The organism is Stenotrophomonas sp. EMP41 (assembly GCF_047495535.1).
GTDB classification, from domain to species: domain Bacteria; phylum Pseudomonadota; class Gammaproteobacteria; order Xanthomonadales; family Xanthomonadaceae; genus Stenotrophomonas; species Stenotrophomonas sepilia.
Window position 1 is genome coordinate 614225 of sequence record NZ_CP179923.1, and the last position, 10645, is coordinate 624869.

Here is a 10645-nt window from a genome sequence, read left to right on the forward strand (position 1 = left end):
GTCTGGAATCCATTCGATTATCCATAGAGCAATGCAAGGCGAACAGCGCGCGCGGACGATATTTCTCTGGTTGTGGACGCTGGTCACAGCGGCCAAGCTGGTGGTGGCTGCGCGCCTGCCGCTGTTCGTCGATGAGGCGTTCTATTGGCAGGAAGGCCAGCATCTGGCCGCTGCCTATTCCGACCTGCCTGGGCTGACCGCCTGGCTGGCACGCCTGGGCGTGGAGATCGGTGGCCATCACGTACTCGCATTGCGCCTGCCGTTCCTGGCCATCGGCGCGCTGCTGCCGATGCTGGTGGTGCGCATCGCCACGCGCTGGTTCGGCAACGTGGCCGGTTGGCAGGCGGGCAGCCTGACCCTGCTGATGCCGTTGTCGGCCACGCTGGGCCTGCTGGCCGTGCCGGACGTGCCGATGGCGCTGGCGGCGGTGATCTGCCTGCACGCAGGTGCACGCCTGCTGCACAGCGTGGATGCGTCCTCGGCGATGAAGCTGGCGCTGGGCCTGCTGATCGGTGCGCTCAGCCACTACCGTTTCATTGGTGTCATCGGTGTCGGCTTCATTGCGCTGCTGGCGTTGCCGCAGGGCCGTCGCATGCTGGCCGACCCGCGCGTATGGGTGGCGCTGGCGGTGGGTGTGCTGGCCTGGCTGCCGTTGCTGGCGTGGAATGCCGACAACCACGATGCCGGCCTGAAGTTCCAGGTGGTCGAGCGCCACCCGTGGGCGTTCGAGTGGGAGGGGCTGTGGTTCCTGGTGATCCAGCCGATGCTGGTGACGCCGATCCTGTGCATCGCGATGTGGAAGGTCGCCCTCGCGGGTACCCGCAGTGGCGGTGGGGCGCGGGTGCAGTGGCGCTATTTCGGCCTGGTGGGCGGGGTGTCGACGCTGGGCATCTTCCTGCTGGGCTTCTTCACCGATGTCGAGCGGATCAGTTTCCACTGGCCGCTGCCAGGCTACCTGGCGTTGCTGGTGGCCGTGCCGGTGGTCCTCAACGGTTGGCCGCGCTGGCTGCGCCGTACCGGCTGGTGGCTGGCTGCTGCAGGTACGGTGCTGGCGTTCGGCTACTACCTGATGGCGTCCACGCCGGCACTGCGCGAGCAGATGGCCGGCAGCAAGTACTACCCGCGCAACTTTGCCGGCTGGCAGCCACTGGCCGTGGCGGTGCGTGACGAACTGCGGCAGATGCCACCGGGTACGCGTGTGCTGGCGGGCAACTTCAAGGTTGGTGCCGAACTGGGCTTCCAGCTGGGCAACGGTGATATCGAGGTGTTGCCACATCCGCTCAACGACAAGCATGGGCGCACCGCACAGCTGGCGCAGTGGGACCTGCTGCACGAAGGCCCGCGCAGTATGCCGATGCTGCTGGTGTTGTCACCCAGTGACCAGCGCTACCGCGATCTGCTGGCGCGCTATCACGCCATCTGCGAGCAGGTGGGGCCGCTGCCGGCGCCGCGCGTGGTCAGCAGCGATCATGGCTTCCAGCGGTTCCTGCTGTTCCGGCTGCCGGCCAAGCGTGCACAGGGGCCCTGCGTAACGCCCGCGATGGCTTGGCTGGATGCGCCGTCCAACGGTGAAAAGGTCTCCGGAACGCTCGCCATCAAGGGGTGGGCATTCAAGGATGGGGTCGGGCTGGCGCGGGTTGAAGTGCTGGTTGATGGCCGCTCGATCGGTGACGCGCGTTATGGGCGCGTGTTCGACGTTCGCCCCGCCTGGCCGGGCAGTACCGATCCGCAGCATCCGGCGGTGGGCTTCGACGCGTCGTTGGACACCACCACGCTGGCGCCGGGCCGGCACTGGCTCGGCCTGCGCCTGCACGGGCGCGATGGCAGCGTGGAGGCGTGGCAGGAGCAGCCGTTCGAGGTTCGTTGAGGTCCCTGGTCCTGTAGAGCCGAGCCGATGCTCGGCTGCTTCTGCTACAGATGGCGGGCAGCCTCGAAAAAAACGGCCGAGCAAGGGCTCGGCTCTACCGTTCACGGCACCGCGAATCCAGCCCTGCGCAGCAGGCCGCACAGCGCGATCAGTGGCAGGCCGACCAGCGCGGTCGGGTCGCGGTTGTCGATCGCCTCGAACAGGCTGATGCCCAGGCCCTCGCACTTGAAGCTGCCGGCGCAGTCCAGTGGCTGCTCGACGGCGACGTAGCGGGCGATCTCCTGCGAGTCCAGCGCGCGGAAGTGCACTTCGGTCAGATCCAGGGCGGCCAGGGATTCTCCAGCCCGCCTGAGACTGATTGCCGTGTGAAAGCGTACCGTCTGCCCGGACATCGCCACCAGCTGCGCACAGGCCGCCTCGACCGTGCCCGGCTTGCCCAGCGGCTGGCCGTTCAGGTCGGCGACCTGGTCCGAGCCGATCACCCAGGCACCCGGATGCCGCGCGGCGACATCGGCCGCCTTGGCGGCGGCCAGGCGCGTGGCCAGGGCCAGCGGACCCTCGCCGTTCAACGGCGTTTCATCCACCTCCGGGCGTGCGCAGTCGAAGGGCAGGCCCAGCCGTTGCAGCAGTTCGCGACGGTAGCGGGAGGTGGAGGCCAGGACCAGTGACATGCGAGAATACCGGGGCAGGGTGCGGCAGTCTGGCCCGCCGGCAACGCCAGCAGCAAGTCCTGTATGGCGGGCATTTGACAGCGGGCGGTGCGATCCTTAGTATTCAGCGGCTTATGTCCGCGAACGTGCCCGAAACGCTGGATGCCTGGCGGATGGTTGTAGCGCGAAGGCGCTTCGACGGTCAGGTCTCCCTGGCTGAATTGACCCGCCTGCAGGGGTTGGTCGCAGATACCGACGGCGAGTGTGTCTACTCGCTTGAATTCGGTCGCGACGATGTCTTGCGGGTATCCTATGTGGAACTGACCATCGACACCGCGTTGCCGCTGACCTGTCAGCGCAGCATGCAGCGATTCCTGTTGCCGGTGAAGGTGACCCAGAGGCTTGGCCTGATCCGCGACGAGGACGAGGAATCGTCCCTGCCGGAGGAATACGAGGCGTTGCTGGTGCCGGAAGACGGCCAGCTGCGTCCGCTGGACCTGGTCGAGGACGAGTTGGTGCTGGCGGTGCCTGTGGTGCCGCTGTCACCCGACGGTGAGGCAGTCGACAAGGACTGGGCACCGAGCGAAGAAGAAACGAAGAAGGCCAACCCGTTTGCGGCGTTGGCAGCTCTGAAGAAACAATAGCAGCCGGATTGTCGTCGGCGGCTGCGGCGAAAGCGAAAGTGTGCTGGGCGCTGGCGTCCTGCGCGACGATACGACGAAGCAAAACGAACCGAGTTTGGAGCAATCCCATGGCTGTGCAGAAATCCCGTGTTACCCCGTCCCGCCGCGGCCAGCGCCGTTCGCATGACGCCCTGAGCGCCAAGCAGCTGTCGACCGACCCGACCACCGGCGAAGTGCACCTGCGTCACCACATCACTGCCGATGGTTTCTACCGCGGCAAGAAGGTCATCCAGACCAAGACCTCGGCCGTCGAAGAAGATTGATGTGCCGGGAAGGCCGCTGCTTCCGGGCAGCGGCCTTTGCCTTCTTTCCCGGGCGTGCCGGTGATCGGCGGCCCGCGCAACAGGAAACATGATGAGCAAGCGGATCTATTCGAGGATCGCGGGCACCGGTAGCTATTTGCCGGAGAAAGTCCTGACCAACGCCGACCTGGAAAAAATGGTCGAAACCTCGGATGAGTGGATCCAGTCGCGCACCGGAATTCGTGAACGGCACATCGCGGCCGAAGGCGAAACCACCAGCGACCTTGGCTACAAGGCCGCCCTGCGCGCGCTTGAAGCCGCAGGCATCGACGCCTCGCAGCTCGACATGATCGTGGTCGGCACGACCACTCCTGACCTTATTTTCCCGTCCACCGCGTGCCTGATCCAGGCCAAGCTCGGTGTGGCCGGGTGCCCCGCCTTCGACGTCAACGCAGCCTGTTCCGGCTTCGTGTTCGCGCTGGGCGTGGCCGACAAGTTCATCCGCTCCGGCGACTGCAAGCACGTGCTGGTGATCGGCACCGAAACGTTGACCCGCATGGTCGACTGGAACGATCGCACCACCTGCGTGCTGTTCGGTGATGGCGCCGGCGCCGTCGTGCTCAAGGCCGACGAAGAAACCGGCATCCTCAGCACTCACCTGCATGCCGATGGCAGCAAGAAGGAGCTGTTGTGGAACCCGGTCGGCGTTTCGACCGGCTTCAAGGATGGCGCCAATGGTGGCGGCACCATCAACATGAAGGGCAACGACGTGTTCAAGTACGCCGTCAAGGCGCTGGACTCGGTCGTGGACGAGACCCTGGCCGCCAACGGCCTGGACAAGTCCGACCTGGATTGGCTGATCCCGCACCAGGCCAACCTGCGCATCATCGAAGCCACCGCCAAGCGCCTGGACATGTCGATGGACCAGGTCGTGGTGACCGTCGACAAGCACGGCAACACCTCGTCCGGTTCAGTGCCGCTGGCGCTGGATGCCGCCGTGCGGTCGGGCAGGGTCGAGCGCGGCCAACTGCTGCTGCTGGAGGCCTTCGGCGGCGGCTTCACGTGGGGTTCGGCCCTGCTGCGCTATTGATAGTGCAAGTTACGACAACGTGAAGTCTTGTCGTTGCGGCCCTCCGGGGCCGTAACGCGTTTAAGGAGGACCTGTCATGGTTGAGCCCATCGTCATCGAAGGGCAACGTGCCTGGCTGAAGCAGTACGGCAAGGGAAGCCGAGCACTGGCCCTGGGCCTGCTCAATTTTGTTGCGCGCCGTTTCCATCTCGATGCCCTGCGCCCGCCGCCGCACCGTGGTGGCGACGCCGCGCGCGAAACCGAGGCCCGCCGCCTTGCAGAGCTGCAGGCGCAAGGCGTGAACGTACCGGACGTGCTGGGCACCGGCCATGCCGCGCTGGTGATCGGCGACAACGGAAGTTCGTTCAATACCTGCCTGCGCGAAGCCGACGAAGCCGGTCGTGATCGGCTGGTGATGGCGGCGATGCAGGCCATTGCCCAAGCGCATGCGCGCGGCGCCTATTTCGGCCAGCCGTTGCCGCGCAATCTCACCTGGGATGGGCAGCAGGTCGGCTTCATCGATTTCGAGGAAGATCCGCTGGAAGTGATGGACCTGTCCGAAGCGCAGGCCCGCGACTGGCTGATGTTCGGCTATGGCGTGGCCAAGTACTACGCTGACCGCCCCGAACATCTGCAGGCGATGATGGCCGAGGCGATGGGCGGGGTCCAGGCGCCGGTGCGCGAGCACGTGCATGCGGTCAGTGGCCGCCTGCGCAGCCTGGCCAGGGTCTGCATGAAGCTGGGCCGCTCAGCGCGCGCGCTGGCCCATTCGATCTTCATCACCCACGGTGCCAGCACTGCTGGCGTGCTGATGCTGGTGGGCCTGTGCGTGGATTTCCTCGCCGACGGCGATCTGGACGTCCTGCAGCTGTTCTGCTGATCGTCGGCCGGGGTCAGATCCCATTTCCCGTGGGAAAGGGATCTGACCCTGTCATTGCTCCATACGCCTGCATACGCGCACGTACAGACGACACAGCGGATTCCCCCTTATCATGGCCCGCTTCGATCGCAACAAGCGGATGACCGCGTGACCGTATCCACCCTCGCTTTTGTCTTCCCCGGCCAGGGCTCGCAGTCTGTGGGCATGGTGGCCGAGCTGGCCGAACTGCACCCGCAGGTGCGTGAAGCCTTCACCGAGGCATCCGATGGTGCCGGCGTCGACCTGTGGGCGCTGTCCCAGGGTGGCCCGGAGGAAATGCTCAACCGTACCGAATACACCCAGCCGGCCCTGCTGGCCGCGAGCATCGGTGTGTGGCGCGCCTGGAACGCCGTGGGCGGTCCGCGCCCGTCGGTGCTGTCCGGCCACAGCCTGGGCGAGTACACCGCCCTGGTTGCCGCCGGCGCGCTGAGCCTGCATGACGGTGCGCACCTGGTGCGCCTGCGTGGCCAGCTGATGCAGGAAGCGGCGCCGGCCGGTGTCGGTGCCATGGCCGCCGTGCTCGGTGCCGAAGACCAGCTGGTGCTGGATGTCTGTGCCGAAGCCGCAGGCAGCCAGATAGTGGTGCCGGCCAACTTCAATTCGCCGGGCCAGATCGTGATCGGTGGCGACGCCGATGCGGTCGACCGTGCGCTGGCGCTGCTGGCCGAGAAGGGCGTGCGCAAGGCGGTCAAGCTGGCCGTCAGCGTGCCCTCGCACACCCCGTTGATGCGCGAAGCCGCCAACCGCCTGGCCGAAGTGATGGCCGGCCTGTCCTGGCAGGCGCCGCAGCTGCCGGTGGTGCAGAACGTCGATGCCCAGGTGCACGACGGCGTGGACGCCATCCGCACCGCGCTGGTCCAGCAGCTGTACCAGCCGGTGCAGTGGACCGGGTGCGTGCAGGCGCTGGCCGCCCGCGGCATCACCCAGATCGCCGAGTGCGGCCCGGGCAAGGTGCTGACCGGCCTGGTCAAGCGCATCGACAAGGCCATCGACGGCCGTCCGCTGGCCACGCCGGGCGACTTCGAAGCCGCCCGCGAGGCATGGTCGGCCTGACCTTCCCTGTTCCTGCCGGCCGTACCGGTGGCCGCTGCAAGCGGCACGGTGCGGCGTCCGCTCCCGTCTGAGGAAAACATCATGAGCAAGCCCCTGCAGGGTGAAATCGCACTGGTCACCGGTGCCAGCCGTGGCATTGGCGCCGCCATCGCCGATCTGCTGGCCGCCCAGGGCGCCACCGTCATCGGCACCGCCACCACCGAATCCGGCGCCGCCGCGATCGGTGAGCGCCTGGCCGCCCACGGCGGTCACGGCCGCGCGCTGAACGTCACTGACGCCGCTGCGCTGGACAGCGTGCTCGATGGCATCGCCAAGGAATTCGGCCCGATCTCGATCCTGGTCAACAATGCCGGCATCACCCGCGACAACCTGCTGATGCGCATGAAGGAGGAGGACTGGGCGTCGATCATCGACACCAACCTGACCAGCGTGTTCCGTACCAGCAAGGCGGTGATGCGCGGCATGATGAAGGCGCGCAAGGGCCGCATCATCAACATCGCATCGGTGGTGGGCGTGACCGGCAATGCCGGCCAGGCCAACTACGCCGCGGCCAAGGCCGGCATCATCGGCTTCAGCAAGTCGCTGGCCAAGGAAATCGGTTCGCGCGGTGTCACCGTCAATGTTGTCGCACCCGGCTTCATCGACACCGACATGACCAAGGCGTTGCCGGAAGAAGCGCGTACCGCGCTGATCAACGACATCGCCCTCGAACGCCTGGGTTCGCCGGAGGACATCGCCCATGCGGTGGCGTTCCTGGCCAGCCCGGCTGCCGGCTACATCACCGGCGAAACCCTCCATGTGAACGGCGGCATGTACATGCCGTAAGCAAGGGGCGCAGGGATTGCGCCGCAAGTGGTTGATCTGCGGAGGTTTTTGCTGCAATGCAAGGCCGCGCCGGTTTCCACTACACTATCCCACGGCCATCGCCCTTGATGGCGACCACTTTTGAACCACAACTCCATCTGGAGCGAGATCCCATGAGCACCATCGAAGAACGCGTCAAGAAAATCGTCGTCGAACAGCTTGGCGTCAAGGAAGAAGAAGTCACCAACAGCGCATCGTTCGTCGATGACCTGGGCGCTGACTCGCTGGACACCGTCGAGCTGGTGATGGCCCTGGAAGAAGAATTCGAGTGCGAGATCCCGGACGAAGAAGCCGAGAAGATCAGCACCGTGCAGGCCGCCATCGACTACATCAAGGCCCACGTCAAGGCCTGATGTCAGACGGCAGTGCGCGCGCGGGCTCACGCTCGCCGCGCACCGCACCCCATGGGGCCGCAGTTGCGGCCCCGTGTGTTTGAGCATCACACCGAAGCAAACCGTGTTACCCGATTGAACCTTCGGGTCAGGAGAATCAGCAATGAAGCGTCGCGTCGTCGTAACCGGCCTGGGTATCGTCTCGCCGTTGGGCAATGATCTGGCCAGCAGCTGGGAAGGCATCACCCACGGTCGTTCGGGCATCGGTCCGCTGACCAACGTTGCCGATGCCTACCTGGACCGGTTCACCACCAAGATTGCAGGTGAGGTCAAGGGCTTTGACATCACCGCCGACAACGAACTGTTCGGCAAATTCCGGGTCAGCGGCAAGGATGCCAAGAAGATGGACCCGTTCATCCATTACGGCCTCGGTGCCTCGTTCATGGCCCTGCACGACTCGGGCCTGGAGATCACCGACGCCAATGCCGAGCGCATCGGCGCCATTGTCGGCGCCGGCATCGGCGGCCTGCTTGGTATCGAAGAGCAGACCATCGAGTTCCACGAGGGCAAGAAGATCTCGCCCTTCTACGTGCCCAAGACCATCATCAACATGCTGCCGGGCCAGCTGAGCATCATCACCGGCCTGAAGGGCCCGTCGTTCTCGGCGGTGTCGGCGTGCGCGACCTCGAACCATTCGATCGGTACCGCGATGCGCATGATCCAGTACGGCGATGCCGACGTGATGGTGGTCGGTGGTGCCGAGCGCGGCTCGTCGCCGACCGCACTGGGCGGTTTCTGCGCGATGAAGGCGATGAGCACCCGCAACGACGCACCGGAACAGGCCTCGCGCCCGTGGGACAAGGACCGTGACGGCTTCGTGCTGGGTGACGGCGCCGGCATCCTGATCCTGGAAGAGTACGAGCACGCCAAGGCCCGTGGTGCGAAGATCTACTGCGAACTGGCCGGCTTCGGCGCCAGCTCCGACGCGTATCACATGACCGCCCCGAGCGAGAACGGCGAAGGCGCCGCACGCTGCATGGTGATGGCCATGAAGGACGCCGGCGTGAGCCCGGAGCAGGTCGGTTACCTCAACGCGCACGGCACCTCCACGCCGCTGGGCGACCTGGGCGAGACCATGGCGATGAAGACCGCCTTCGGCGACCACGCCTACAAGATGATGGTCAGCTCCACCAAGTCGATGACCGGCCACCTGCTGGGCGCGGCCGGCGGCGTGGAAGCGATCTTCTCGGTGATGGCGCTGCAGGACAACGTCATTCCGCCGACCATCAACCTGCAGCAGCCGGGCGAAGGCTGCGACCTGGACTACGTGCCCAACGAAGCACGCCAGGCCAAGGTCGACGTGGTGATGTCCAATGGCTTCGGCTTCGGCGGCACCAACGGCACGCTGATCTTCAAGCGCGTCTGACCGAGTTGTAGCGTCGGGCCATGCTTGACTCCGCCGTTGTGTAGAGTCGAACCATGCTCGACTGAACGTGCGTCACGCACGAGGAGGCCGCCGCAAGGCGGCTTCCGTGCATCTGAACTCCTGAACTGGCCGCCATGACCCACGCACCGCTGATCCACCCGCTGCCGCACCCGATCGATCTGCTGGCCCTGCAGCAGCACGACCCGGCGCGCTTCCCGCTGCTGATGGAATCCACCGCCTCGGGCACCGCCCAGGGCCGCTGGAGCCTGCTGCTGGCCGCGCAGGGCGAGGGCCTGCGTCTGGACGCCGATGGCCAGGTGCGCGACCTGCAGGGTGCCGTGCAGCCCGGCACGTTCCTGCAGGCGCTGGATCGCGCCTGGCAGCACGAACGCCTGCCGCACGACGGCAGCCACAGCCTGCCGTTCCGTGGCGGCTGGGCGTTGATGCTGGACTACGAAGTGGCCAGCCAGATCGAACCGGTGCTGCCGGCGCGTGCGCGCGAGGACGGCCGCCCGACCGCGCTGGCGCTGCGCTGCCCGGCCGCGCTGTTGCACGACCACCAGAACGACGCCAGCTTCGTCATCGCCGAAGCCGGTGAGCAGGCCCTGCTGGAGGCGCTGGTGACCTTGGCGTCGCAGGCACTGCCGGAGGCCGGGCACGGCTGGCAGCCGCCGCAGTCGGTGGGCGAGGATGCGCCGCAGCGCTTCACCGACGGCGTGCGCCGGGTGATCGAGTACCTGCGCGCCGGCGATGTGTTCCAGGTGAACCTGTCGCGGCGCTGGAGCGCGCAGTTCGCTGCGCCGGTCAGCCCGCAGGCGCTGTACGCGCAGCTGCGCCGTGCCAACCCGGCGCCGTTTGCCGGCCTGTTCAGCGCGCACGGCCGCCACGTGGTCAGTTCCTCGCCGGAACGGCTGGTGTCGGTGCATGCCGGCCACGCGCAGACCCGGCCGATTGCCGGCACGCGTCCGCGTTTTGAAGGCGACGATGATGCCGCGCGCATCCAGGAGCTGGTCGGCCACCCGAAGGAGCGTGCCGAGCACGTGATGCTGATCGACCTGGAGCGCAACGATCTGGGCCGTATCTGCCTGCCCGGCACCGTGGTGGTGGATGAGCTGATGACCGTGGAGAGCTACGCGCATGTGCACCACATCGTCAGCAACGTCAGCGGCCACCTGCGCCCGGAGGTCACGCCCGGCGAGGTGATTGCCGCCACGTTCCCTGGTGGCACCATCACCGGCTGCCCCAAGGTGCGCTGCATGCAGATCATCAGCGAACTGGAGCAGGTGCCGCGGGGTGCCTACACCGGCGCGTTCGGCTGGCTGAACCGCGATGGCGACCTGGACCTGAACATCCTGATCCGCACCGCCGAAGTGGACGGCCACGAGGTGAGCTTCCGCACAGGCGCCGGCATCGTGGTCGATTCGGACCCGGACAAGGAACTGGACGAGACCCGCGCCAAGGCCCGCGGCCTGCTGCGCGCGCTGGGCCAGCAGGGCTAGGCGTGCACCGGTAGTGCCGGCCGCTGGCCGGCAACCTCATT

The 10645-nt window shown here is 66.5% G+C and carries 11 protein-coding genes; 10 read left to right on the plus strand and 1 reads right to left on the minus strand.

Annotated elements, in window-relative coordinates:
* Positions 1-31: 31 nt before the first annotated feature.
* The gene (locus ACMGRF_RS02780) at positions 32-1867 is read left to right on the plus strand and encodes a glycosyltransferase family 39 protein (protein WP_049417067.1); all 1836 of its coding nucleotides are present in this window, start codon (positions 32-34) and stop codon (positions 1865-1867) included.
* Positions 1868-1968: 101 nt separating this feature from the next.
* Here ACMGRF_RS02780 and ACMGRF_RS02785 read toward each other — a convergent pair whose 3' ends face one another.
* Positions 1969-2538, minus strand: coding sequence for a Maf family protein (locus tag ACMGRF_RS02785; protein WP_049417068.1), 570 nt, complete (start codon positions 2536-2538; stop codon positions 1969-1971).
* 113 nt (positions 2539-2651) lie between these two features.
* Here ACMGRF_RS02785 and ACMGRF_RS02790 point away from each other — a divergent pair, with 113 nt between their 5' ends.
* The 9 genes from ACMGRF_RS02790 (at position 2652) to ACMGRF_RS02830 (ending at position 10604) form a co-directional block, all read left to right on the plus strand.
* Entirely contained in the window at positions 2652-3161 is a 510-nt protein-coding gene (locus tag ACMGRF_RS02790; RefSeq protein ID WP_049404889.1) for a YceD family protein, read from the plus strand.
* 107 nt (positions 3162-3268) lie between these two features.
* Entirely contained in the window at positions 3269-3463 is a 195-nt protein-coding gene (gene rpmF / locus ACMGRF_RS02795) for a 50S ribosomal protein L32 (RefSeq protein WP_005408308.1), read from the plus strand.
* 91 nt (positions 3464-3554) lie between these two features.
* On the plus strand, positions 3555-4532 hold the full coding sequence (locus tag ACMGRF_RS02800) for a beta-ketoacyl-ACP synthase III (RefSeq protein WP_414485615.1): 978 nt from the start codon (positions 3555-3557) through the stop codon (positions 4530-4532).
* 76 nt (positions 4533-4608) lie between these two features.
* Complete coding sequence (locus tag ACMGRF_RS02805; protein WP_049417070.1) at positions 4609-5391, plus strand: hypothetical protein; 783 nt, start codon at positions 4609-4611, stop codon at positions 5389-5391.
* 147 nt (positions 5392-5538) lie between these two features.
* A complete protein-coding gene (gene fabD, locus ACMGRF_RS02810; RefSeq protein WP_099486449.1) occupies positions 5539-6483 on the plus strand; it encodes an ACP S-malonyltransferase in 945 nt (314 codons plus the stop codon).
* A gap of 81 nt (positions 6484-6564) precedes the next feature.
* Positions 6565-7308, plus strand: coding sequence for a 3-oxoacyl-ACP reductase FabG (gene fabG, locus ACMGRF_RS02815; RefSeq protein ID WP_049440536.1), 744 nt, complete (start codon positions 6565-6567; stop codon positions 7306-7308).
* A gap of 152 nt (positions 7309-7460) precedes the next feature.
* Positions 7461-7700, plus strand: a complete 240-nt coding sequence (gene acpP, locus ACMGRF_RS02820) for an acyl carrier protein (RefSeq protein WP_005415509.1) — start codon at positions 7461-7463, stop codon at positions 7698-7700.
* Positions 7701-7842: 142 nt separating this feature from the next.
* Positions 7843-9105 carry a beta-ketoacyl-ACP synthase II gene (gene fabF, locus ACMGRF_RS02825; RefSeq protein ID WP_049417071.1) on the plus strand — a complete coding sequence of 421 codons (1263 nt, stop codon included), beginning with the start codon at positions 7843-7845 and terminating at the stop codon, positions 9103-9105.
* Between the two features lie 134 nt (positions 9106-9239).
* A complete protein-coding gene (locus ACMGRF_RS02830; RefSeq protein ID WP_099486445.1) occupies positions 9240-10604 on the plus strand; it encodes an aminodeoxychorismate synthase component I in 1365 nt (454 codons plus the stop codon).
* Positions 10605-10645: the final 41 nt, after the last annotated feature.

Coding starts and splice junctions, on each gene's coding strand:
- ACMGRF_RS02780 (WP_049417067.1), top strand. CDS start 32: ATGCAAGGCGAACAGCGCGCGCGGACGATATTTCTCTGGTTGTGGACG.
- ACMGRF_RS02785 (WP_049417068.1), bottom strand. CDS start 2,538: ATGTCACTGGTCCTGGCCTCCACCTCCCGCTACCGTCGCGAACTGCTG.
- ACMGRF_RS02790 (WP_049404889.1), top strand. CDS start 2,652: ATGTCCGCGAACGTGCCCGAAACGCTGGATGCCTGGCGGATGGTTGTA.
- rpmF (WP_005408308.1), top strand. CDS start 3,269: ATGGCTGTGCAGAAATCCCGTGTTACCCCGTCCCGCCGCGGCCAGCGC.
- ACMGRF_RS02800 (WP_414485615.1), top strand. CDS start 3,555: ATGAGCAAGCGGATCTATTCGAGGATCGCGGGCACCGGTAGCTATTTG.
- ACMGRF_RS02805 (WP_049417070.1), top strand. CDS start 4,609: ATGGTTGAGCCCATCGTCATCGAAGGGCAACGTGCCTGGCTGAAGCAG.
- fabG (WP_049440536.1), top strand. CDS start 6,565: ATGAGCAAGCCCCTGCAGGGTGAAATCGCACTGGTCACCGGTGCCAGC.
- acpP (WP_005415509.1), top strand. CDS start 7,461: ATGAGCACCATCGAAGAACGCGTCAAGAAAATCGTCGTCGAACAGCTT.
- fabF (WP_049417071.1), top strand. CDS start 7,843: ATGAAGCGTCGCGTCGTCGTAACCGGCCTGGGTATCGTCTCGCCGTTG.
- ACMGRF_RS02830 (WP_099486445.1), top strand. CDS start 9,240: ATGACCCACGCACCGCTGATCCACCCGCTGCCGCACCCGATCGATCTG.